A 24764-nucleotide genomic window follows, 5' to 3' on the forward strand; every position below is an offset into this window, starting at 1 on the left:
ATATTAGGCGTCTTGCAATAGCATGGTTGGAGCTAATAGCTTTCCTTGCCCATACACGCAACCTAGCTCATGCAATACGTCTAACTGCCCCTGGTTATCAATCCCATCAGCAATTACATGGAAACGCAGATGTTCACTGATCAGCATGATTGACTGAATGAGTTTCTGATTGCGTTGTGAACGAGTTAATGAGCGGACAAAGCGATGATCCACTTTGATGTAATCAAATGGATAGGAAAACAAATAGCTCAACGACGCTAACCCGCTACCAAAATTGTCGAGCACTAACGAAATTCCGGCGCGACGTAGCTTTTTAATTGCCGGTAATATAAATTGCGAGCGACGATTCAAATCATTTTCGTCAAATTCAAACACCAATTTTTTCGGTGAAATGCCGGCTTGTTTGATCTGCTCTAAAATGCGATTGACCAGGTTGCCTTGTACAACGTGATTGATCGACATATTAATGGCGATTTTAGAGTCTTTGTCTTTACCTTCTTGTGTTTCCCAATGTTTTATCTTTGCGCACGCGTATTTCAGCATATAGTTGTCGAGTTCAAGGGTGAGGCCTGATTGCTCTGCTATCTGCCAAAATTGTTCGCGCTTTACTTTACCCAGCGTCGGATGCTCCCAGCGTACGTAACATTCATAATACACCGGCTCACCATCAGCTAAGGAAACCGTGGGCTGGATAAAGCACTGAAATTCAGCATCACGCAACGCTCGGCGAAATTCATTCTCTAGCTCAAGCTCTTCCAACAAGCGCTCGCGCATACTTTTATCGAAGGTAATGAAACGTCCGCGCCCTTGCTGCTTGGCTTGATACATCGCGGCGTCTGCATCACGTAGCACTTCTTCCGCTTTCTGGTAGGTAATATCTAAGTGAGCTATACCAATACTTGCACCGGAATACATCTCCTTTCCTTCCAGCACGAAGGGTTCAGCTATCGAGTCAATGACTCTCCCAGCAACTTCCTCAACGTCATGAATATCATCGAAATTATCAAGCAGGATAACAAACTCGTCGCCACCCAAGCGGGCTAGAAGGTCATGGCCACGAATGCAAGTGTTGATGCGTCTGGCGACTTCAATCAGAAATTGGTCACCCGCATGATGACCCAACGTATCGTTAATCACTTTAAAGCGGTCCAAATCAATAAACAACACCGCAAAATTGTTTTCCGGATGGCGTTTTTTGTTCGCAACCGCTAGCTCTAAACGACTATTAAACATGGTGCGATTAGGTAAGTCGGTTAAGCCATCGTGATGTGCATCGTGGATCAAACGCAGCTCGATCTCTTTCCGCTGTTCGATTTGGTTTTTAAGGATTTCATTGGCACGATTCAGCTCTTTGGTACGCGCTTCAACCCGTTCACTTAGCTTTAATGTGTATTGCTGGATTGCTTCAGATTGCCTTTTACGCTCCATTGCCACTGCAATATGATGCGAGACATAGCGCAGTAGTTCGAGGTCTTTACTGGTGTATTTATTTTGCTTGCCATAGGTTTGTACTGCGATAACGCCAGAAATCTCACCATCAACCACCAACGGCGAACCCAGCCATGAGTTAGAGCTGGTCAGCATGTTTTGCGCAACGCTGACATCCAATTCGCCGCTTTCAACCAACTGCACAACCCGTGATGGATTGATCATTTCGGCTTGCCCACTGCGCAAGACAAACTCGGTTAATCCGTAGCCCAAGGGGCGTTTTTCGGGAGCATTGTCTTTTTCATCGCTGAAATAGGGAAAATTTAGGTGCTCTTTTTCTTCATCCAAGATTGCAACATAACAGTTTGGTGCGCTAATCAAGCGCGAAACAATACTGTGCAATTGGGAATAGAATGATTGCATATCATCGTCTAAATTCGCAGCAACCTCGGATATCTCAAACAAGGCTTGCTGCAATGACTCAACTTTCTGCCGCTCCAGTATTTCCTCTTGCAGGTCATCGTTGATTTGGCGTAACTGTTTGGTCCGTTCACGGATCGTGCGCTCGGTCATTTCTCGACTTTTTACACGGTCTACTGTGGTAACAATGTGTTGCGATACGAAGAGTAGAACTTCTAAATCATCATTCGAGTAGCGCAGGCTATCGTCATAGGTTTGCACCACCATGGCACCAATTACCTGAGAGCCGCGTTTCAGTGGCACGCCGATAAAATCTGACGGCACCGAGCCCATGATTTTAATGCCCTTGGCGCCTAATACTTCTTCGGCGTTTTCCTTGCCAAATACGACATGTTCGCCACTGCGTAATATGTGACCGGTGATCCCATCCATCAATTGTTCTGCGGGGATCTGCTTTACCGTTTGCTCGTCAAACTCATCCACAAAATAAACGAAGTCGATAATTTTTTCTTCGCGTTCATAAAAAGCCACGAAGAAGTTATCGGCGTTCATAAAATCGCCAACAATGTCATGGATTGAGCGATAAAGGTTTTGTAAGTCACTGACCGAACTGGAAAGTTCTGAGATATCAAACAATGCTTTTTGTACGCGCTCTGCGCGTTTGTATTGCTCGGTCAACTGCTGCAGTTGAGGAATGAGTTCGCGTAACTCTTCTTCTGACAGGTCGCTTTTTGATAGATCAGCTGTCATTCTCTCTCTCGTGCAACGTTGAGTAGGATGGCAAGTGTGGCCGCCTAGAGGCGGCCAAAATAGACTAGATGCCTTCGATCATGTAGTCGATTGCAGCTTTAATATCGTCGTTAGAGCAGTCACCACAGGTTCCCATTGGCGGCATAGCATTGATACCGTTAATAGCGTTTTCCCAAACCGTGTCATAACCCTTTTCATCCAATCGCGGTTGCCAGTCAGCAGCAACTTGCAGTTTAGGGGCTCCTAACACACCAGAACCGTGACAAGCAACGCATGCTTGATTGTAAATATCTTGACCCGAACGGGGGCCTGCCGCAGCTGCTCCCGCAGCCTCTGCACCTGCTACATGGACAGAACCATAAGGCTTGATGCGCTCAGCAATTTCTTCGTCTTTCATTTCCTGAGCATTGAGTGTTAGCGCACTGAACAATAATGCTGACAAACCTACTAAAACTTTTACTTTCACAACAGACTCCAGCCGTTCGTTAATTTCGCGATTTATTGCGTCAAAGCAGTTTCAAAAAACCTATTGTCACAATTTTGCAGACTCCCGATTATAGCGGTAATTTCAATCGGGACAACCGTTAACATTGATGATATTACGCAAACGTCTGTATTTCGGTTTTAATCGTACTTTCAGAGTGATAAACCGGTTGAAGCATTAATATTTGCAACGTATTATTGGCGCCTCTTCACGCCAGGCCGTGTAAAGAGCACCCGTAGCTCAGCTGGATAGAGCGTTGCCCTCCGGAGGCAAAGGTCATAGGTTCGAATCCTATCGGGTGCGCCATATAAACAAACCAGCTTTTGCTGGTTTTTTTGTATATTGTATCCCGTGGATGAGAGTCTGGTTCGACAAATTTGTCGGGAGCAAATTTGAACATCGCGTAGCGATGGCCTGCTAGGGCGAAGGGCAGGATGCCCGGAGTAATCCTATCGGGTGCGCCATACCTACCTACAGAGCAGATGAAGAGTCGCGTTTCATCCACACCCTCTTTCGCCAATACCCATGCCCACTTAATACTACAAAGAGTAAGAAATAGCTGTAACCAGACCAGCCAATCAGATGATTGGGTAAGGTCAATGCGAGAATAAATGAAAGTAGGGCAATGAGTGAAGCCAACCACCAGGATTGAACATCCGATTGGGTAAGAAAAGTTTCAGTTTTAGTCAGCTCGCATACATCACGTTTGGCATATGCGTAAGCGTATAAGCCAACAAAGTTCAGAGCCAAGAAGAAGAAACCTGCCGCGTAAAACATAAACATAAAGCGTATGTGTTCAAATTCTTCATAGGCCATTTCGTATGGCAAGTACCCATTACTGGCCGCAGCAAAAAAATACCTGCATCATCGCGCGCAATGGATATATGTAAACCAGCACCAAAAATACTAAGGTCGCGCTCATTATGATAGCGGGTCCGTCTTCTAATCCATAGCGTCGACACCAGTTAGCATGGCTCGCCCATATCCAAACGATAACCGCAAAGCTTGCAGCAAAGGATGGGATGAGTTTGACCGCATACACAAATTGCGCATAGTTACTCGGGACATCATCAACTGAGATGACGAGCATTGTAACCGCGAATGCAAATGCTGCAGCTACAAACGTTTCCAATCTATCCATGCTCTCACCGCGATTGCGAAACGTTGGCTGCTTTTTCGTTCTCGTTGGCTCAGACATTGGGATCCTCAACGTTAAGGCGTAAGCTATTTTGTTCAGCGTAGCTGCGATCGTCAATGTGATATCACGTCAGCAGACATAAACATATCAGTGGCTTGCATTTTTGCCTCCTTATTGGTGTTGAGGCAATCTCACACCTTGTTTTCCTTACCAATGTGTGACAATTGTTCGAAAAAACCAGATCCGCTAGTCGCTAAAAACCGTACCAAATGTCGCAATTATTACCCCAAAAATTTTAAATTTGTGTTACTTTCTGGGGACTTGTATTCGCCTTCATTGAATTTAGGAGCGCCGTCAAATCATGAGCTTATTTTGGGTATCCGTGATCATGCTAATTGGTGTGCTAGTGCCTATCGTGACTGAGCGTTTTGGGCGTAATGCAAATACACTATTTACGATGTTTGCGCCAGCTATTGCGCTTGTCTATATCATCAGTTTGGTCCCGACAGTATTAGCTGGTGAAGTGGTGACAGAGCATATTGAGTGGATCCCGAGTGCAGGGTTAGTGCTTTCGATGCGGCTAGACGGTTTGGCGCTGATGTTTGCTTTGCTGATCCTGGGCATTGGCTTACTGATTATTCTCTATGCGCGCTATTACTTATCTGCGCAAGAAGCGGCAGGTCGCTTTTTTGCTTATTTAATGCTGTTCATGACGGCCATGTTATCCATTGTACTGGCAAATAACATTTTACAGCTGTGGATGGCATGGGAAGTGACCAGCATCAGTTCATTTTTATTGATCAGTTTTTGGGGTCACAAAACTGAATCGCGTAAAGGTGCGCGCATGGCGCTTACTGTAACTGGTGCAGGTGGTTTGGCCTTGTTGGCCGGATTATTGTTGATCGCTGATGTAGTTGGCAGTTACGACTTGGGTACCGTGTTGGCCAGTGGTGACGTGATCAGAGACAGCGCGCTGTATCCGGTTATTCTGGTACTGGTGTTGCTTGGAGCGTTCACCAAGTCGGCTCAATTCCCATTCCATTTCTGGCTACCACACGCTATGGCTGCGCCAACACCAGTAAGTGCTTACTTGCATTCCGCGACCATGGTAAAAGCCGGCATCTTCTTGTTAGCGCGCTTTTTCCCAGTGTTGTCAGGAACGGATATGTGGTTCCTGATTGTAACCTTGGCCGGTTTAATCACCCTAGTGCTAGGTGCTTATGTTGCGCTATTCAAACACGACCTAAAGGGGCTCTTAGCTTATTCAACAGTGAGTCATCTAGGGTTGATAGTATTGCTTTTGGGTATGGACACGCAGCTTGCCACTGTTGCGGCGCTATTCCATATTATGAATCACGCAGTTTTTAAGGCCTCTTTATTTATGGCGGCCGGTATCATTGACCATGAATCCGGTACCCGAGATATGCGCAAGTTGAACGGTTTGTGGCGTTTTATGCCTTACACAGCGACCTTAGCGATGGTTGCTGCTGCGTCAATGGCGGGCGTTCCTTTGTTCAACGGATTCCTTTCTAAAGAGATGTTTTTTGCCGAATCGCTGCATCAAGAGGCGTTGGGCTTTTTATCATGGATGATCCCGGTTCTGGCAACATTAGCTGGCATTTTTGCTGTAGCGTACTCGTTACGTTTTGTGCATGACGTCTTTTTTAATGGCGATCCAATTGATTTGCCTAAGACCCCGCATGAGCCACCGCGCTACATGAAAATCCCAGTCGAGATATTAGTTGCGCTGTGCTTGCTTGTGGGAATATTTCCAGGTTTCATGGTGGGAGACTTTCTGGATGCCGCTGCACGCTCTGTGGTTGTTGGCGAACTTCCCACTTACAGTTTAGCGATTTGGCATGGGTTCAACCTACCGCTACTCATGAGTGTAATTGCTATTGGCGGTGGTGTCGTGATTTACGCTTACCGAAATCAGCTCTACCGTTTTCAAGGTCAGTTCAAAGAATCCGATGAAAAGCTGGTATTTGAAGGGGTTATTCAAACGCTGGTTAGCTACGCTGATGCCGTTCACAACAAGCTCAGCAACGGCTCTCTGCAGCGCTATGTTGCTTTATTGCTAGTTTTCACAGTGATAATTACTGCGCTACCCTTGATCAATCTTGATGTAGCAGCATCACATCTGCCAGATCAACCGGTTAGCTTTGCTGAAATTATTGCTGGGATTATCTTATGCGTTAGCGCTGTGGCAACGGTAATATTCCACCGCAAGCGGATGCTCGCGCTGATTTCATTATCAGTAGTTGGTCTGATTGTTTCGGTAGCATTCGCGCGCTTCTCTGCGCCAGATCTTGCGCTAACCCAGTTGGCAGTAGAAGTTGTTACTGTCATATTGCTCATGCTGGCACTCTACTTTTTGCCGCAAAAAACAGCTACTGAGTCAGCCCCCTCGCGCGTGGTGCGAGATCTCGGCATTGCTGCTGCGGTTGGTGGCATTGTCGCCACAGTTAATTATGCATTTATAACCCAGCCACTGGATAGCATTTCGGATTTCTACTTAGCCAACAGTAAGACTGGTGGCGGTGGTACTAACGCAGTGAATGTTATTTTGGTGGACTTTCGTGGGCTTGATACTTTAGGTGAAATTTTAGTGCTGGGCATTGCGGCCTTTGGCATATTTAAGCTGCTGGCAGGTATCCGCTTGTCCATGACAAGCGCCAATGACAAAGGGATCCCTTGGTCAGAAGATAGCCACCCACCCATCCTAATCATGATTTCGCAGAGCTTGCTACCGCTTGCCTTGTTAGTGTCATTTTATATTTTCTTGCGTGGGCACAACATGCCTGGTGGTGGCTTTATTGCGGGCTTGATCACCTCGGTTGCACTCATCCAACAGTATATTGCTCATGGGGTAGATTGGATCAAGCCGCGCTTGAAAGTAGATTATCAAGCGCTCATTGCCTGGGGCGTGCTAATTGCCGCACTCACAGGGATTGGCAGTTGGTTCTTCGGACGGCCCTTCATGACGACGTGGTTTGATTACTTTGATATTCCAGTTATTGGCGAAATTGAACTCGCCAGCGCTTTAATATTCGATTTGGGTGTGTATTTAACAGTGGTAGGTGCCACCTTACTCATTTTGGCGAATTTGGGTAAGTTGACATCGGTTCATCGACCGACTGCGGAGGAATAATGGAAACTTTATACGTAGTGTGTGTAGGTGTTATCACCTTTTGCGGTGTGTTCTTATGTTTGCGAGGGCGGACGTTTTCAGTCGTTGTGGGCCTCACCATGCTGTCTTATTCGGTAAATCTTTTTTTGTTTTCCAGCGGACGTTTGAATTTGGATGGCGCTGCTATTTTAGGTAAGGCTGAAAAGTATGCTGACCCATTACCGCAAGCACTTGTATTGACCGCTATAGTGATTGGGTTTGCCATGATTGCGTTTGTGGTTATCTTATCGATGCGGGCACGAGCCGATTTGGGGAATGATTTGGTTGATGGTCGCGAACCGCCTGACACCTACAAGCGTGTTAAGCCCGTCAGGAGCAAGCTATGATGGTGCATTTGCCAATATTACCCATTTTAATACCATTGGTTGGGGGAGTCCTTATGTTGCTCCCGCCCTTCGTTGGTAGTGAAAGATATCGGCTTCGGCGTGCGGCCTCTATCCTGCTTTCTGTCATGCAAGTGGTATGCGCTGGATGGCTGATAACCACCGTGATGCGCGACGGTGGGATCATGTATGCGGTTGGTGACTGGCAACCCCCGTTTGGAATTATTTTATACGCTGATTTGTTATCTGCCATGCTAGTGGGATTGACTAGTTTTCTGGGACTTGGCGCTGTGCTTTACGCCTGTGCAGGAACCGATCGGGAAGGTAAGTATTTTCACCCTTTATTGCAATTTCAGTTGCTTGGTATCGCAGGCGCGTTTTTAACCAATGACTTATTTAATCTGTTTGTTTTCTTTGAAGTTTTACTGATTGCTTCATACACGCTGTTGATCCACGGTGGCGGTAAAATGAAAACCGCGGCGAGTGTGCATTATGTCATTCTAAATTTGATTGGTTCGAGCCTGTTTCTGATCGCTTTAGGGACGCTGTACGGCGCCACGGGCACCTTGAACATTGCCGATATGTCACAACGTGTCGCTCAACTGAGCGATAGTCAGGCAATTATTGCCCAAGTCGGTGGGAGTTTATTGCTGGTGGTGTTTGGCCTTAAGGCTGCTATGTTGCCACTGCATTTTTATTTGCCCAGTACTTATGAGGCTGCCAGCGCGCCAGTAGCGGCACTATTTGCCATCATGACTAAAGTTGGTGTGTACTGCATATTCCGGGTTTACACCGTTATTTTTGGTGAGCAAGCCGGCGAACTCGCGCACATGGTCGAACCATGGGTTTGGGGGTTGGCACTCAGCTCTATTGTTGTCGGTACCATTGGTGCATTGGCGAGCCCGAGTCTACGGATGTTGGCCGGGAATCTAGTGATTGTATCGGTGGGTACATTACTCGTGGCTTTCGCGCTTAGAACGCCTGAAGCAACCGCTGCTGGATTGTTTTATTTGGTACACAGTACGCTAATTACCGGGGCCTTATTTTTAATTGCTGACATGATCGGCGAGCAGCGTGGGAAAGCGTTTGATCGGTTCGTCATTGCGCGCAAGTTGAATCAGCAAACCCTGCTCGGCGTAGTTTTCTTTGTTGCTGCATTAACGGTTGCGGGTTTACCTCCATTTTCGGGCTTTCTTGGCAAGGTATTGATCTTGCAGTCAGTTACCGATGGCAATGAGCGGCTTTGGGTTTGGTCGATTATTCTGATTTCCAGTTTGGTTACTATTGTGGCCTTTTCGCGTGCCGGCACCACTTTGTTTTGGCGCTATGCGCCACATAGTGAGCCCAGCGAAGAAGATGGTGCGTCAGTATGGCAGGTCGGGGCAACAGTTATGCTACTAATTGCGTCTCCAGTGCTAGTTATCTTTGGCGACAGCATAATTCAGTACTCTCAGGCCGCTGCTGCACAATTGCACGATATTAATGGCCTACTTGATGTCATGAATTTGCGGGGAGGTTTATGATGCAGAGTTTAGCTAAGCTATTACCCATGCCGTTGCATAGCATTATGTTGCTGGTGGTGTGGCTGATGATCAACTCCAGTATGAGCCCTGGGCATTGGCTGCTTGGTGCTGCCTTAGCAGTCGCTATTCCGCTTTTGTGCGAACCGCTGCGCGTACCGCAACCGGCCATCAAGAAACCACTGAAGGTCATCAGCTATGTATTATTAGTGTTAAAAGACATAGTGGTTGCCAATCTTGAAGTTGCGGTCTTGGTTCTTGGTCCAATGCGTAAAATAAAACCTGGTTTTGTCGCGGTACCATTAGAATTACCTGACGTTTTTCCAGTGACGATACTCGCTAGCACGGTCACCATGACGCCGGGTACGGTCAGCTGTGATATTTCCAGTGACCGGAAGTGGCTGTATGTACATGTATTGAACATGCCCGAGAACGAACAAGAAGTCATCGACTTTATCAAACAGCGTTATGAAGCGCGTGTGAAGGAGATATTCGGATGTTAGATATAACCGTTATCATCGTTGCGATTATGCTCTGTGTTGCATTGGTATTAAACCTGTGGCGGTTACTGATTGGGCCGCACATTGTCGATCGTATTCTCGCCTTAGATACGATGTACATTAATAGCATTGCATTGATTTTATTGTATGGAATATACAACCGTACCGCCTTGTACTTTGAAGCAGCACTGTTGATAGCCATGCTCGGCTTTGTCAGCAGTGTTGCATTTGGCAAATATTTATTACGCGGCGATATTATCGAATAGGACACCGAATGAGTTTTACTGCTGAGCTAATAATTTCGATTCTTTTACTATTGGGTGGCCTATTTGTGTTGGTCGGCTCGATTGGTTTGTTGCGTTTGCAGGATTTATACGTGCGTTTGCATGCACCAACCAAGGCAACGACGTTGGGCCTTGGGGGGATCTTGTTAGGCTCCCTGGTGTACATGGCGTTTACCCAAGGCTACGTGAGTATTAAGGAGTTATTGATCACGCTTTTCTTAGTTATCACTGCGCCAGTTACCGCGCACATTTTGGCTAAGGCCGCAATGCACCTACAAGTCGGTACGATGGACCGCACCAAAAACCCACATCATGTTCTAACTGCGCGAGAGCAAAAAGCGCCCAGGTCACCGGAAGAAAAAGTAGAAGATTGATTACATCTGACTCAGCAAATAAAGGGAAAGTGATTTAATACCCTAATTCCTACTTTAACGCGTGGTAAAGCAAAGGAGCCGCTATTACCATGATAATTCAGCACGTAACGTCGCTACCCACGTGTTTTTTCCCTCGGCTATTGCTGCAGGAGAACGTATGTATTGAATATTAGGTTTTAGCGCTAAATAATCGTTGAGTGTGTAGCGGTAAAAAAACTCGATACTTGTTTCTGAGCTGGGTAACTCAGAACCGCGCAGATTTGATGTAGTAATGTGTGTAACGCCTATTCCCGCGCTGTCTAATGTGCGTGCACCGAATCCTTGCAGCATAACGCCAGCGCCGTAGTGCATTTCTATCTCACTATAGTCGCCATCACTTAAGCCTAACTGAAAAAACCATCGTGCCGACTGGACGTTAAAAACGGGCCAAGCCAAATCGTTTTCAACGGTGGCGTAAGCGCCTTCAGTACTGGATTCGATAGTTTGGCTGTCTACGGAGGTTACATCGCCAGAATAAGACCAAAGGCCAAATTTAACCTGCCAAGATAAACGATTCAGTTGGTATTCTACGATGGAAAATACATTTTCAAACTCTTGCGATTCATCGCTAAACGCTCCGAATACTAACTGGTTTGCTTGGCCAGTCTTAACAGAGGCTAGCGCCCCTAGGGTGGGAGTAGGATAAGTCGGTAGAAATGCGATGGTAGGGCTAAAACCCATCGACGAGTTGATAAACTCACTGGCCGAATCAGCAAAAGCAAATTCTGTATTGGCGTCTATCTTTCCAACTTTAACTCGTAGCGAATCATCAAGAAATAGCGATTCAATCCAAACTTCATATAGCCGCGAAAAGTCGCTTTCATCAATGTTTGAAAACACCTGTAAATCGCCAACGATTTCTGCGCCATTGTCGCCACGAAATGCTTGTGCCTCAATATGCAGTTTTGTTTTGCGTGTAATTTGTCGCTCATACGCCAATACGAAAAGCGCTCTATCAATCGACTGTTGGTCATTGTTGCTGTTTAGAATTTGACTATGGTCATAGATGACGGAAGCAGAAATCTCATTCGCTAAAACAGGGTGAGATGAGAAAAACATGCAAACCAAGAAAAGTAGTGTGCGCTTATGACCAAGACTTTCGTATTCTGAAAAGCGGTACGTCATTCGATTCGTAATCCCCATGGATTGAGTGCACGCTAAAGTATATGAAGGCAGGCGACTATTGTCACGAAAGCTAGTGGTACACGACATAAGTGGGGTATATGGGGATTCTTTTTGACTGCAGATATGTCATATTTGACACCCCAAACGCCAAATATGTCGCTAGAGTCAACATCGATGAACACTTCAATCATTCAGTCAATGATCAACGCTATCGATAACCCCGCAATTTTTATCGACACAAAGTACACTATTCTGGCAGTCAATGAAGCGTATCGCGATACCTATGAAACGGAGGTCTTGGTTGGCAGTAGTCACTGTTTTGAAATTTCCCACGGTCATCAACAGCCCTGCGATAAACATGGCGAAGACTGCCCTATCCAAACCTGCAAAGTGACCAATAAACCGAGTAGCGTGGTGCACATTCACAATACGGAACTCGGTAAAACCTATTGCGATATTCTAATGAAGCCAGTCAAAGATGAAAACGGGATGACCATTGGCTTCTTAGAGATCCTCGACCGCATCAATTTTGCCGCAGCAGAGTCAGAGGCCGATAAGATGATCGGCTCATCTGCGCCATTCAAGCGCATGCTGACGTTGATCAATCGTGCCGCAAAGTCAGAAATCGCTGTACTTTTACATGGCGAAACGGGAACCGGTAAAGAATTGGTGGCTAAAGCCTTACATGACTCGAGTTTGCGGGCTGAGCGGCCGTTTGTGGTGATTGAATGTACCGGGTTAAATGAAAACCTGTTTGAGTCTGAGTTGTTTGGACATGAAAAAGGGGCTTTCACGGGCGCCACGCATACTAAAAAAGGCCTCATTGAAGTCGCCCAAGGTGGTACGGTGTTTTTTGATGAAATTGCGGATGTTCCACTTAGCATGCAAGTCAAACTGCTGCGGTTGTTAGAAACCCAGTGCTACCGACCTGTTGGTAGCACCAAGCAACGTAAAGCAGATTTTCGTTTGATCTGTGCCAGCCACAAAAACTTACTGCAAATGGTTGAGAAAGGCGAGTTTAGGCAAGATCTGTATTACCGTATCGCGGGTTTCCCAATTGATCTACCTTCTTTACGTGAACGCCAGCCAGATATCCCTGCATTGGCACGCCACTTTCTCAGTGTGTCCGATTCAAAACATAAGCGATTCAGCGAGCCAGCATTAGAAAAAATTAGTCGCTACGAGTTCCCGGGGAATATCCGTGAACTGCGTAATTTGGTTGAGCGTTCTGCGCTTATGGCGAATGAAGATATTATCAATCCTGAAGATATACTCATCGCGCCTGTTAGTATTAAACCTTCTGGTAACACTAATGCTGCTTTGCTGTCACTGGAAGAAGCTGAGGCCGAGTATTTGACCGCAATTTGTGCGCGACAAGACATGCCTATCAATGAATTGGCTGAACGTTTAGGGGTGAGTACTAGAACCTTGTATCGGAAATTGCAGAAGTATGGGCTTAAATATGAGTAGGTCACGACCCAAGCGGTCGTGACGACGAAATGAGGATTATTTATCGAGTGCTAACTCTTGTTCGGTTTTGAAGCCAAAGACTTTACGCAGCACGATAGTGGCAGGGCAAAAGCCAGTAAAGCTTTGTTGGAAAAGATTGGCGCCAATAAATACCGTAAACCACACAAAATTAGGGTGCACCCAAACGGTAAGGGCTACCGAAAGCAGCACCATGAATCCAGCAAATGCAGTTAACGCGCGTTCAGCAGACATAACGACTCCTTATAGCTAATAGTAATAGCGATAACGCAGATAAACGTTGCTCGCATCGGAAAATTGATTGAAAAAGGTGTGTGCTTCGTCACCATAAAAGAGGTTTAGGCCAGCAGAAACTCGCCACTTGTCAGTTGGACTGTAATCGGCGGTTAGCTTGGCATAACCGTCGCTGTCTGACGTTGAATAAAAATTAAATAGCCCCAACGTTAAGGTTTGCTGCAGGGCCCTATAGGTTAAGCGTTGTGTGAGCACGATGCGACTTCGATTAGGCTCATATTCTGGTGCTATTGAGTAGGCAATTAGGTTGTCGTAATCCGCCGTGCGCTCCAAATACCATTGTACACTACCGGTTAAATTCTTGATTAATTCTTGCTCATAGCCAACTAAGTAGCGCGTTTGACTATTGGCAATCAGCGGGTTTGCGCCGTCACTGTCATCCTTCGAATCATAGTAGGCAAACTCAGCGTTGAATAAACCGCCGGCGAGTGGTGTGATGGCACTTGCGCCATAAACGTCTAAGGCGGAAAAGTACGGTAAACCCTCGGCAGTAAAACTGTTCGGCGACTTGTAGTAACCATTGTAGCCGTACAGCGCATACTCAGTTTGCCCAATCGTTTTGTAAATTCGTACTGCGAGCTCCGCACCATTGGGTTCAAGCGCAGACTCGACGCTGAATCCGGGAGCAATATTTTGGCCCAGCTGAGGTGAAAAGAAGGAAAAATAATCGCCATTGATATAGTTATCTGACGTAAATTCAGGCGTAAGTGCAATATCAATATTGGCGAGTTCGAAAAAGCCCGAAAGACGCGCAGACAATGACGGCGCTTTTAAATAACTATCATCACGACCGGCAAAAAATGATTGGAAATCTTTGGGGAATAAGTCATTTAAGAATAGGTAATCACCGGTGCCCCAGGTTAGCACTTGTTGACCAATCTTAAGATCAAAGTGCTTACCCCAAGGGCCGAGACTGGATAAATTACCCTGCCATGCTGCTTCCCTTACTTGTGCTTTCCACTGCTCAAGCACGCCGTCATAGTAACCATCAATGGTCAGGTTAAAGCGCGAAGCAGTAAAATCGTAGTCAAAGCTTAACTGACCACGTAGATCAGCAAGCGTCAGGTCTTCATTTAACGCCGAGTCAGACGATAAACGTGCGCCAATTGCTCCCTCAATGAATCCTGAGAAACGGTAAGGAGTTGAGGCGTCTTCTTGCCACTCGCCCATACCCCATTCATCACTGCTCCACTCATCTTCTTGCTGTGCAGTAACCGTAGCGCTGTGCAGCAGCAGGGCAACAATGCCAGCGAGTACTTTAGGTTGCATTAATTTAACCACTCCCGTGGCGGGTTACGCAGACTACGCTCAGTAAACACATCATCGCCTAAACCGATATCGTAGCGGATGTTACGAAACTCCATGAGGGTGTAGCCACCACTTTTTAGATCACTGACTTTACTGCGTACTACCGTTGGAAATCCCTGCACATCTTCAATTTGCACGGCTTCGACGCGGCGGTAGTTATCATCTCCAGCTTTGAAGAAATCGATTAATACCGGTAAGTTTGTGGCTTTATCGATGCTGACAAGGTAATAGGCGAACTCGACACTATCAGGGGCTTTCGGTGTTGCCTTAAGTTGATACTGGGCCTCTGTTTCTGCCACTAATTCAAACTGGTCTTCACTGATCGCGCGGCCAGAGACATCCTCATAATAAAAGTGGGAGCCGACAAACGACGTTCGTTTATCGCCAGCGGAAATACGCTTCACCAAGTCTAATGCCGGTAGGTACAACCAACGATCATCATCAGTATTTGCGTCTGTGTGTTTTTCTACCCGGAACACCGTATCTTTTACATCAGCAGGCCGTGAGAAAAACACCATCATTTGCTGATCACCGTTGTCACTAACATCACGGCGTAAGATCGTGAACTGACGCATCTGTTTGCGACCTTGCGCGTCGACAATCATCATGCGTGCATCCGAGCGACCATCTTCACCGGCGTAGTAAGCCGCCTTTTCTGCGGTCTGTACCAGACTATTAACTTCGACCTCAGCATGCCCAACTCCCGTGACGGAGAATGCTGCAACAGTGAGTAATGTGCGGATCATAAAACCTCCAAACAACTAGGCGTTAAAAACTATGCGTTTGGCCAACGTCATTACTGCCGGCAAAACTAACAAGGTAACCAAAGCTGAAATTGCCATGATGCTGGCTAAGAAAATTCCAACCGTAATATAAGGAACCAACGGCGCGAACAGCAACGGGGTAAAACCTAATGCAATCACCAGTGCGTTGCGCGAGATCGCGGTCGCTGATTCGCCAAACATCAATACAAAGGTTTGTTTAATATCTTTAGTTTGCGCATAGGTTTCGCGTGCGCGCTCCAAAAAGTGGATCGCAAAGTCAACCGAGAGTCCAAGCGTCAATGCTGAGAGCACTGCAATGGGCATGTCGTAATCTTTACCGATAATGCCAATCAGCCCATAAATGAATGAGATTGTAATCGTTAATGGTAACATCGCGAGTACGCCAAACACGAATGAGCGGAATAGCACGATCATCATAATAAACACGATCACAAAAGCACTGATCAGGCTATCGAGCATGCCCGCCACCATATTCTCCTGCCAGACAACGTTAAGATAAGCTTTTCCGGCCCAGCCTAATGATAATCCTTGGGGTAACGGATGTTGCGCGACATAGTTGTCTACCACAGTGATCACTTCTGTCATGTCTTGGTTATCACCCGACGTAAGCTGTAACCAGATTAGCGTGCTGCTAAAATCAGGCGTAACAAAGTGCCACAAATCATCGGGTCGATGTGACGATTGATACTGTAGCAATGTCTGCGCCACGGCCTGTGGTGAGTCAGGAATTTCATAGTCGTTGGCTTCACCGGAGCGCAACTCACGATTTACCACCTTAGTCACATCGGCGAGAGAATTAGATTTACCGACTAAACCGGTTTCGGCTAAGTGGGCTTGCAAATTGGCAACATAGTGCAGTAACTCAGGCGATTGAAAGGCCTTAGACGCACTGAGTGCTTGTTCTGCAGCGCTTAACTTATTCTCTAAATAGCTAACCGCTGCGTCCGAGTTATCGCCAAATAACCGGTCGTCGATATCGATAATCAGCTGTTGGTATTGTTCGCTGAGCGGCGAGCCAGCCAAGGCTTGTAAACGCTCATCAACCCATGCTGTGAGGTCGCTAGGTACGTCGGCGCCCAAAAACTCAGCTAATGGCGGCAGAGTATCGGTGCTTTCCAACACGATATAAGCATCATAAGTGCCGGCAAAATTCTCGTTTAATACTTTGTCGGCCACCCGAATTTCATGATCCTGCTTAAACCAACGCACAGGATTGTCGTTGATTTGGATCTGACTGATACCCCAAACTGACACTGCAAATATTGCTGCGAAGCTGAATAATAACAATGCGCGGTATTGCATTGCGATGTGGCCAAGGGACTTTGCTGCCACCGCAATTTTGCTGCCGCCGTGTTGTTCATGCATAACCGCTTGCAACTTAGCTAAGGAAGTCTCATTCATGCGTGAAAGATAAGCAGGCATAAACACGATGGTGATCAGAAACGCGAGCAAAATGCCCGAACCGACAAAAGCACCAAAGATTTGCACTGGCGGGATAGGGGTTAACATTAACGAGTAAAAGCCAACCGACGACGTTACTGACGTATATAGCATTGGGGTAAATAAGTGTCCAACCACCTCTTCGATAGTAGCGTTTAAGTCTTTGCCAGGTAGATAGCGGTCGCTAAATTCCGACAAAATATGCACGGAGTCTACCACTGCAATCGGCATTAAAAAGATGGCAATCATGGAAGACATGATATGCACAGTGAATCCCATGCCGATAAGTGCACCCATCGTGATCAAGACGGTCGCCATAGCGACAATCATTGGTGCGATAATCAAAGGTATGTTGCGAAAGAAGATGAACAGCAAGATAAAGATAGTTAACCCGGCGAGTGGCGCAGAGATACCCATTTGTACAAACATTTCAACACCAAACTGATCCTCAGCTACCGGCAGGCCGGTGATATACCAATTTGCATTGCCCGACAATTGGTCGATTTCCGATCGAATTTGCTCGGCAATTCGATAGCTTTGATTTTTGTCTTCTATGGGCACATAAATCGCGGCTGCTTTGCCATTTTGCGAGGCTAGAGTGTCTTGCAATAGAGGAAGGCGTGCTAATGCTGCTTGAATTTTACTGGCTTCAGTTTGGGTGGCTGGTGGTTTGGGCATCATCCATTCAAAGCGAATGGTGCCGGGGGCTGATTGAGTGATGTTGTCGACGGTAGAAATCGACATCAAATCGGCGCTGATCACACCTTCGATTGACATTATTGACTCTGTAATGTCAAAAATGTCAGTCAATGCCGCTGGGGTAAAGACCCCTTCTGGATCATCGCTATTTACCACCCCAACAACAATCGCATCATGCATTGCAAATTCGGTCTTTACTTGATTGTGAAAGACTCGCGCCGGATGCTCTGCATCCAGCATGTTTTCAGGGTCGGTATCGATTTGGATGCGCGGCATTTGAGCGGTAAAAACCAGCGCCAAAATGGCTAAAACCCAGTACACAGACTTGGGTCTAGTAAGACAAAAATGGACTAACTTTTGTGCGATAGATTGCATGTAAAACGCCAAAAATAAACAACTCTTGCAACAATAGTACAAGAAGTGTGCCAGTACCTAACCAATTTCATGCATGATACAAGTGCAGATAGACTTCCCTTTGCATTAGGTTGCGCTGAATGGCGTTAAGTTTATTAAGCGCCTGCTGACGTTTGCGGTTTAATGCCCTTGGTGCAAAAACAGCAGGCCTTGAAAGAAGATGGGCCCTTTACTTAATTTAACTCTGCGTATAAATGCGAATAGATCACGCGCAGCGCAGAGTAAATGTTTTGTTTAGCCGTCGGCCAAAAGATAGCAATGTTGTCAATTAAGCGATTTTCGCAAAACATCTGTAGGCGATTAGCCATATCGCTTAATGGCGCAGAATGCATGCTTTCCAGTAGAGTGATTAACTTACGGGTGGACAGCTGGATATCACGAAGGTTGTTTTCTTCAACCGCATTGTCCAACTCTGCGACCCGAGCTTCTAGATTATCCATCAGATCCTGCAACGTATTCGCCAATGAAGTGACGCCTTGGTGGTGCTGTAGATAGGGCAATAAGTCAAACCATACGGAAGGTTCAGCAGGCATCGGGAGTTTGGCAAACTCAGGCACAGGCCTCTGCTCAGCAGCCGGCTGCTGTTCATTGACTTGCTTTAACTCTTCTTTTTGTGCATCGATCAGCGCCTGTTCTTGCGCGGCTAGTTTGTCTGCACTGCTGGCAATTTGCTTTTGTGCGTCTTGAAGAGCGTTTTCCTTCACACTAAGTTGCTGCTTGCTATCTTGCAGTTCAGCCTCCAAAGCCTTGAGCTGCTCATTCAACTCTTGCTGACTGCTATTTTGATCATTTAACGACGCTTTGCTTTGCGCATACTCTTCCTTGACCGAGCGCAATGCTTCAGTCAGGCGCTTCTGCTCAGCTTGTAATGCTTGGATATTATCTTCGCGCTGTTGCAGGCTACTTTGTTGCTCAGCAACCTGCTGTTTGAGTTTCTTCTCTTGTTCCTCCTGCTGCGCCAAACGGGCTTGCAGTGCGTCCGCTTGCTCCTTCGCTGCGTTTAATTCCTGCTGCAGCTTTTGCTCGTCGGATTGGGTTTTAGATACCGTGGATTCCGCACTCTTAAGAGCTTCCAGTTTGCTTGCTAGAGTCGACTGCATCTCCTTGTTTTGTGCTTCCGCTTGCTCTAGCGCTTGCTGTAATTGCTGCTTCTGTTTTTCAATTTCAGCATGATGTTGGCGCCACTGCTCATCGTTACCGGCCATCATCTCGCGTTGCTTGGTTGCGCGCGACTCGACGTCTGCCATTTCTTGCTTTAACTGTGCAAGTTTGTCTTGCTGAGCTTTACGTGCCAGTTTTTCTGCGTCAACTTGACGCTGATGTTCATCCAGTTGTGCTTGAGTAGAGTTAAGTTGCGCCTTCTTCGCAGCCAGTTCTTCAGCTAACGCTTGTTGCTTTTGCTGCCACTGTTGGTCACTTTGCGCGATCTTCTCATCCTGTGCTGCCGCACGTTGTTCAACATCCTGCAACTCGGCTTTTAGTTTCTCAAGTAAGGCGGCTTGTTGAGCCTTTTCTTCTTCCGTTTGCTGCTGAGTGCTGCTTAATTGTTCGGTGGTACGTTGTAACTCATCTTGCTTGGCTTTAAGTTCAGCTTGTAGCTCAGCTTGCTGGGCTTGCCATTTGGCGTCTGCTTCTGCAATTTTCTGCTGCTGTTCGATACTGCGCTTTTCAACCTCTTCCATTTCTTTATGTAATTGCGCCAATTCAGCTTCACGTGCCGCGCTTTGTTGCTTCTCTTTCTCTGACAACTCGCGCGCTTGAGCTAATTCTTGTGCGGTTGTATCTAATTGCGCTTGCTTGGCCTGAAGCTCTTGTTCGAGCTGCTGAGTTTGTTTCTCCATGTCGCCTTTTTGTTGTTGCGACATTTGTTCCAGCATTTTCATTTCGTGCTGTAGATGCTCAACGTAACTGCTTTTATTACTTAACTCTGCTTGGGCGGCTTGGCACATGAGCTCAAGTTCGCGTCGTTTTTGCTCTGCCAGCTCACTGGCTTTGCGCTGATTGATTAACTGTTCACGCAATTTTTCACTGGCTTGGCTAGAACTGACTAGCTGTGATTGCAGGGTGTGTATTTGTCCACCCACGTCGTGCAACTGCTTATCTTTACTGTCGATGGAGTTCTTCAATGATTCTATTTGGGCAAGTGAGGCCTCTAATGAGGCTTGCTGCTGCGCTTGTTCTTCTTTTAAACGTTGTGAATTTTGCTCACTGATCGCTAGTTGCTCTTGAGCTTTCTTGTGTTTTTTCTCACTGTATTGCAGCGCATCGGCAATTTGATTGCGTTGTTTTTGTAAGCGATTAACCTTGTCACTAGATTCTTCTAATTGCGCCTCAAGCTCAGCATTCGCCTCTTGGCTTTGCGCTAATAGTTCACGATTGCGCGCGTAGTCGTCTTGTAACGATTGCAAGTGACCAGTAATGTCCTCATGTGCCTGTTGCAGGTCTTGGATGGTATCCAATTTGGCTGCAAGGTCGGTCTCAGCGGCTTGTAGTTTTTGTTGGGTGTCTTCTAGTGAGCGTGCACGACTGGCTAACAGGTCCTGACTGCTTTCGAGCAGCTGTTGCTTTTCTGCAATCTCGCGCTCAGCAGCAGCGCGCAAGTTTACCGCTTCTAAACGCGCGGCATTAGCTTGCTCAATGGCTCGCAAATCAACCCACAAACAGAGTGTTGCCACATATTGTTGTTGGTCGAATAGTGGAACCAGAGTGACTTCACAAGGAAGCTGAACACCATTGTGTTCATGCACCCAAGAAAACGAATTCACCTTGTTCTCAATGGTCACTTGCTCCAAGTGTTGCGCCATTTCAGCGGCTTTATCTTCCGTGGTATTCAACGTTGCACTTGCCGGTGATTTGCCGCGCAGTTCATCAGCGTTTTTTACATCAAAAAAGGCACATGCAGCAGGGTTTAACTGGGTAAACCCATCATTCCCGAGTACAGCAATCGGCATTGCGCTATAGGTGATCAGTCGGTCTAATTTCTTGCTGATAAAATGCTGTTCTCTGGAGTCACTAATCCAACAAACATAGGTCGTTTCTTTCCCCGGTAGCTTGGATACATCTAGGCGTGTCGCAAGCGCATTGTCATCGCCGGAAGCCAGTTCAGAAAAGAAATTTTCGATAGCTCCTTTCTGATGTAAAAACCGCGCTGCGGTACCAGAGTGTTCAGGGTTCTTAAACAACTGGTAAAAGGTTTTCGATTCAAGCTCTTCTTTGCTTTTATTTAAAATATTGCTAAGCGAAGGGTTCACCTGCGTGATCTTATCTTCATCGTTGAACAAGGCAATTCCAAGGGGGGACTGTTCGATGAAGTTTTGTAACGCCTTAGTTTGCGTTGCGGCTTCTTGTTCGAGCTGCTTCACTGGCGTTAGGTCTTCAATCAATGCAACCATGCCAGCATGAGCCCCATCAACTTTATAACTAAGGAGATGTAAATTAACTTCGGCCTTTTGCTCATCGGCAATTTCGATGCTCAGCGATTTGCGCTTGGCGCCAAGGCCGTCGGTGCTCTTGTGTAACGCTTTAAACTCATCACTGAAAAACTCAACGTCGTCTATATGCTTGCCTTTGAGTCGGTTCAGCTCGACTTTAAACATGGCGCAGAAAGGGCGATTACAATCCACGATCTGGTTCTTAGCATTGATAAAATACACTGGCAATGGGCTTGCGCTTACCAAGGTCTTTACTTGTTTTTGATAATGCTCTGATTCGAGTTTTAGTTTCGCTAATTTGGCGTGACTGGTGAGCACCAAGGTAGCAGATACCGGTGCGTCTTGCCCTGCTGGTGTATAAGGCTGCGCATGTACACTGGCAGGAAAAACTTTGTCGGCGACGGCCAGCTCGACTTCTAATTCTGCCGGATAACCATCTTTGAGCTGTTTAATTGCGCGTTCCCATTCGGGGCGATTACCATCACTTAATAAGCGGGTAAAATCAGACAATCCGATAGATTCAGCTTCACTCACACCCAACATTTTAGCCGTAGGCTCGTTAAGCTGAATCGTTTCTTCCGCAAAAATTAACTCAGCAGCCGCGATATTGGCCTGCGACCGAGCTTCGAGTAAATGCTCATTAATGCCCTGGCGTTCATCGATCTGCTCTTGATAACTGTGGATATCTTCAATAGCCACTAAGGTAACGATATCGCCAATGGGTTTTTTCTGCGGAGCGATGCGCATTCGAACCAGTTTATCGCGACTACCTAGTAAACACTGAATATGCGTTTCTTGTGTTTGTTGAAGGGCTTGTTCAACCGTTTCTTTTAAGTCTTTGGGGCAAATCGAACTTAATGCTTTGGTAAGCATATGATCGACCTTTTGCGTCAAGTAATAGGCCGCCATACGGTTGGCATAAATCACATTACCGTCAGCATCAAGTTGCAAAATACCGGTAGTAAATCTATCCAGTTGCTCTTGTACATGCTGGATGCGACCATCAAATGCTAGCAATTCAGCATCTTTGCCTTTAATTTTATTCTTAAATACTACCAGCGCGATAATAAGTCCCAAAATGGCTGCGAGCAGCACACCAATAACCACATTAAAAGCTGTTGCACCCAGAGTTTGCAGAGGTTCGGCAAATGCCCATGCAGGACTTGCGATGAAGACGAGAATGAATGTGGTGCTAAGAGCTGCGGTCTTAGATATCAATGCAAGTGCTCGATTTGGCATTCCAGTTTGCTTCCGATGATAGTCAATTTTAATGAAATCAATACTATAAAGGATATCGACACATTGTTACGGTGCTGAACCGCATCTTTGGTGCTTAATTCGATACCTTTACTATTAGTTTTTGAAAATAGCTCATAAAAACATAGCAGAATGCCAGTAATTCGCTTGAAGAATTAATGCAGATAATCGATCTGGGCTAGCGCGGTAGAATTTCTTTTGCTCTAGTGGCCAGAGTTACTCTGTTGCAATTGCAGAAAGAACTGGCCAACGAGATATTGTTTGGTGAACATGACTTTTCTGTCGAGTTACCATTAGTTGTAGGCTGTGCGTATCTTCCGCCAAGGTTTTCACTTGGCGCAGTCACGACAAAATTGCGTGTAGGGTAGTATTTCAAGACGTTCATCGCCAATTGGGTCACCACACTTTGCACAGGTCCCAAAGTTTTCGTTTTTTAGCCGTTGCAATGCTGCATTGACTTGATTTAATTCCACCGTTGTTTCGTGCAATAGTTCGACTGCAACTTCTTCATTTTCCCGCTCAGTCGCCTGTTCGGCAAAATCAGCTGCACGGCATGTCGATAACTCTGATTGTAATGCCGCGATTCGACGCATTAATTCTTGTTGTTGCGCTTGTAATCGTTGAGCGTAGTCGACTACTAAATGTGACATAGGTGTTCCTTGTGACTTTGAATTTTTCTTTAGTCTGCCGGAATCGATAATCGGGTTTATTGATTTACCCCAATGTTTAATGATTTTTTAACTGCGTATGGTTTATGCTTGATTCCGGCTATTACTAGCGCGGGTCAACACTTAACCGGTTGGTCAGTCGAAGCGGCTTCTCTTATGGAGGTGTTGAATTTCCTAGCGGCTAGTTTGAATAACTTCAAAAGGTAATGAGCAATGATCACAAATATCCAGATACCACCTCAGCTTAAAGTGGGCGCCGGAGCGATCAATGAGATAGGGCCGCTACTGACACAGCTTGGCGTATCTAACCCCGCAATTATTGCTGACCCAATCATGATCACTTTGGGTCAGGTAGATAAGCTCATCGATCAATTGGGTGCGCTTGGAATCTCACCATATGTGCACGGTGATGTTATGCCAGAGCCCGATGATAAATCGATTGTGGCGGCGGTTGCTATGGTCGCACAAAGTCAATGTGATGGCCTGATAGCCTTAGGTGGCGGTAGTGCGATTGATAGTGCTAAGGCGATAGCCTTGTTGGCTTCGCATGGTGGGCAGATGCGTGATTACAAGGTGCCCAATGTGGTTACGCAAACAAGTATGCCGGTTATTGCTATACCAACGACAGCAGGAACAGGGTCGGAATGCACTAAAGTGACGGTCATCAGCGATAGCCAATCGCAAGAAAAGATGTTGTGTATGGGGCCCGGTTTGATGCCCGCCGCGGCGATATTGGATTATGAACTGACGTTATCCGTTCCGTTTAGAGTTGCAGCTGACACAGGTATAGATGCACTAACCCACGCAATTGAGGCGTTTGTGAGCCGCAAGGCCAACGCAATGAGTGATCAGCTCGCAATCAGCGCTATGCGACTAATTGCTCCTAATCTTATCTCTGCTTGTCTATCGCCTGAAAATCATGCGGCTAAAGAAGCGATGATGCTGGGTGCAAGCTTAGCAGGAATGGCGTTTTCCAACGCATCGGTTGCGCTTGTACATGGTATGAGTCGACCCTTAGGTGTCCATTTTCATGTACCCCATGGCATGAGTAATGCCATGTTGCTTCGTAGCGTTACTGAATTTTCATTGACGGGGAGTTCCCAAAAATATGCTGAATGCGCCTTCCATCTTGGTATTACTAACTCGATTCAGGATGTTGCAGCTAATCATCAAGTATTGCTTAACTATATAGAGGAGGTTGTTACCACATTAAAAGTGCCAACGATGTCAGAATTTGGAATTGCACAGTTGGAATACGACGCTTTGCTCGATGTTATGGCTGAACAAGCCCTGGCATCAGGTTCTCCGGCCAATAATCCGCGTAACCCAACGTCAGCTGAAATCATCGAGATATACCGACAGGTATATGCTTAATCTGCTTGATATTGCGCGAGCGATTTACCCA

The 24764-nt window shown here is 46.4% G+C and carries 19 protein-coding genes and 1 tRNA gene; 9 read left to right on the forward strand and 11 right to left on the reverse strand.

Annotated features, from left to right (window positions below; genetic code table 11):
• Positions 1-3: 3 nt before the first annotated feature.
• Together CSH92_RS10530 and CSH92_RS10535 are read right to left on the reverse strand one after the other, a co-directional pair.
• On the reverse strand, positions 4-2598 hold the full coding sequence (locus tag CSH92_RS10530) for a sensor domain-containing diguanylate cyclase (RefSeq protein ID WP_100657606.1): 2595 nt from the start codon (positions 2596-2598) through the stop codon (positions 4-6).
• Positions 2599-2662: 64 nt separating this feature from the next.
• Positions 2663-3064 (reverse strand): c-type cytochrome, encoded by a 402-nt coding sequence (locus tag CSH92_RS10535; RefSeq protein WP_338063735.1) that lies wholly within the window; start codon positions 3062-3064, stop codon positions 2663-2665.
• 247 nt (positions 3065-3311) lie between these two features.
• Here CSH92_RS10535 and CSH92_RS10540 point away from each other — a divergent pair.
• Positions 3312-3388, forward strand: a tRNA-Arg gene (locus CSH92_RS10540).
• Between the two features lie 165 nt (positions 3389-3553).
• On the opposite strand, the gene CSH92_RS10545 is transcribed toward CSH92_RS10540, so the two are convergent.
• Positions 3554-3910, reverse strand: a complete 357-nt coding sequence (locus CSH92_RS10545) for a hypothetical protein (RefSeq protein WP_124916947.1) — start codon at positions 3908-3910, stop codon at positions 3554-3556.
• Positions 3911-3917: 7 nt separating this feature from the next.
• On the reverse strand, positions 3918-4280 hold the full coding sequence (locus CSH92_RS10550) for a TMEM175 family protein (protein WP_100657608.1): 363 nt from the start codon (positions 4278-4280) through the stop codon (positions 3918-3920).
• Positions 4281-4581: 301 nt separating this feature from the next.
• On the opposite strand from CSH92_RS10550, the gene CSH92_RS10555 reads away from it, so the two are divergent.
• From CSH92_RS10555 to CSH92_RS10580, 6 genes are read left to right on the forward strand one after another with little or no spacing between them, the layout of a single operon-like run.
• Complete coding sequence (locus tag CSH92_RS10555; RefSeq protein WP_205662162.1) at positions 4582-7371, forward strand: monovalent cation/H+ antiporter subunit A; 2790 nt, start codon at positions 4582-4584, stop codon at positions 7369-7371.
• Positions 7371-7736: a Na+/H+ antiporter subunit C gene (locus tag CSH92_RS10560; RefSeq protein WP_100657610.1), complete on the forward strand. Its 366-nt coding sequence runs from the start codon at positions 7371-7373 to the stop codon at positions 7734-7736. The genes CSH92_RS10555 and CSH92_RS10560 overlap by 1 nt, the downstream gene beginning before the upstream one ends.
• Entirely contained in the window at positions 7733-9256 is a 1524-nt protein-coding gene (locus CSH92_RS10565) for a monovalent cation/H+ antiporter subunit D (protein ID WP_100657611.1), read from the forward strand. The genes CSH92_RS10560 and CSH92_RS10565 overlap by 4 nt, the downstream gene beginning before the upstream one ends.
• Positions 9253-9756, forward strand: coding sequence for a Na+/H+ antiporter subunit E (locus CSH92_RS10570; RefSeq protein WP_338063736.1), 504 nt, complete (start codon positions 9253-9255; stop codon positions 9754-9756). The genes CSH92_RS10565 and CSH92_RS10570 overlap by 4 nt, the downstream gene beginning before the upstream one ends.
• A complete protein-coding gene (locus tag CSH92_RS10575; protein WP_100657612.1) occupies positions 9750-10019 on the forward strand; it encodes a K+/H+ antiporter subunit F in 270 nt (89 codons plus the stop codon). Before CSH92_RS10570 ends, CSH92_RS10575 begins: the two co-directional genes overlap by 7 nt.
• An 8-nt stretch (positions 10020-10027) precedes the next feature.
• The gene (locus CSH92_RS10580) at positions 10028-10411 is read left to right on the forward strand and encodes a Na+/H+ antiporter subunit G (RefSeq protein ID WP_100657613.1); all 384 of its coding nucleotides are present in this window, start codon (positions 10028-10030) and stop codon (positions 10409-10411) included.
• 84 nt (positions 10412-10495) lie between these two features.
• On the opposite strand, the gene CSH92_RS10585 is transcribed toward CSH92_RS10580, so the two are convergent.
• Positions 10496-11575 carry a carbohydrate porin gene (locus CSH92_RS10585; protein WP_164084717.1) on the reverse strand — a complete coding sequence of 360 codons (1080 nt, stop codon included), beginning with the start codon at positions 11573-11575 and terminating at the stop codon, positions 10496-10498.
• Between the two features lie 174 nt (positions 11576-11749).
• Between CSH92_RS10585 and CSH92_RS10590 the strand changes: the two genes are divergently transcribed.
• Positions 11750-13045, forward strand: coding sequence for a sigma-54 interaction domain-containing protein (locus CSH92_RS10590; RefSeq protein ID WP_240612788.1), 1296 nt, complete (start codon positions 11750-11752; stop codon positions 13043-13045).
• 36 nt (positions 13046-13081) lie between these two features.
• Here the strand turns inward: CSH92_RS10590 and CSH92_RS10595 are convergent, their stop codons facing one another.
• The 6 genes from CSH92_RS10595 to CSH92_RS10620 form a co-directional block, all read right to left on the reverse strand.
• Positions 13082-13297 carry a YgaP family membrane protein gene (locus CSH92_RS10595; protein WP_100657615.1) on the reverse strand — a complete coding sequence of 72 codons (216 nt, stop codon included), beginning with the start codon at positions 13295-13297 and terminating at the stop codon, positions 13082-13084.
• A gap of 15 nt (positions 13298-13312) precedes the next feature.
• Positions 13313-14626, reverse strand: coding sequence for a hypothetical protein (locus CSH92_RS10600; RefSeq protein WP_100657616.1), 1314 nt, complete (start codon positions 14624-14626; stop codon positions 13313-13315).
• Entirely contained in the window at positions 14626-15411 is a 786-nt protein-coding gene (locus tag CSH92_RS10605; protein WP_100657617.1) for an outer membrane lipoprotein-sorting protein, read from the reverse strand. Before CSH92_RS10605 ends, CSH92_RS10600 begins: the two co-directional genes overlap by 1 nt.
• A 15-nt stretch (positions 15412-15426) precedes the next feature.
• The gene (locus tag CSH92_RS10610; protein ID WP_100657618.1) at positions 15427-17964 is read right to left on the reverse strand and encodes an efflux RND transporter permease subunit; all 2538 of its coding nucleotides are present in this window, start codon (positions 17962-17964) and stop codon (positions 15427-15429) included.
• A 212-nt stretch (positions 17965-18176) separates the two neighbouring features.
• On the reverse strand, positions 18177-22673 hold the full coding sequence (locus CSH92_RS10615; protein WP_100657619.1) for a PAS domain-containing protein: 4497 nt from the start codon (positions 22671-22673) through the stop codon (positions 18177-18179).
• A gap of 347 nt (positions 22674-23020) precedes the next feature.
• The gene (locus tag CSH92_RS10620; RefSeq protein ID WP_100657620.1) at positions 23021-23341 is read right to left on the reverse strand and encodes a TraR/DksA family transcriptional regulator; all 321 of its coding nucleotides are present in this window, start codon (positions 23339-23341) and stop codon (positions 23021-23023) included.
• A gap of 231 nt (positions 23342-23572) precedes the next feature.
• On the opposite strand from CSH92_RS10620, the gene CSH92_RS10625 reads away from it, so the two are divergent.
• On the forward strand, positions 23573-24733 hold the full coding sequence (locus CSH92_RS10625; RefSeq protein ID WP_100657621.1) for an iron-containing alcohol dehydrogenase: 1161 nt from the start codon (positions 23573-23575) through the stop codon (positions 24731-24733).
• The last annotated feature ends 31 nt before the right edge of the window (positions 24734-24764 follow it).

Source organism: Neoalteromonas flava, from assembly GCF_002807685.1.
Classification (GTDB): Bacteria; Pseudomonadota; Gammaproteobacteria; order Enterobacterales; family Alteromonadaceae; genus Alteromonas_E; species Alteromonas_E flava.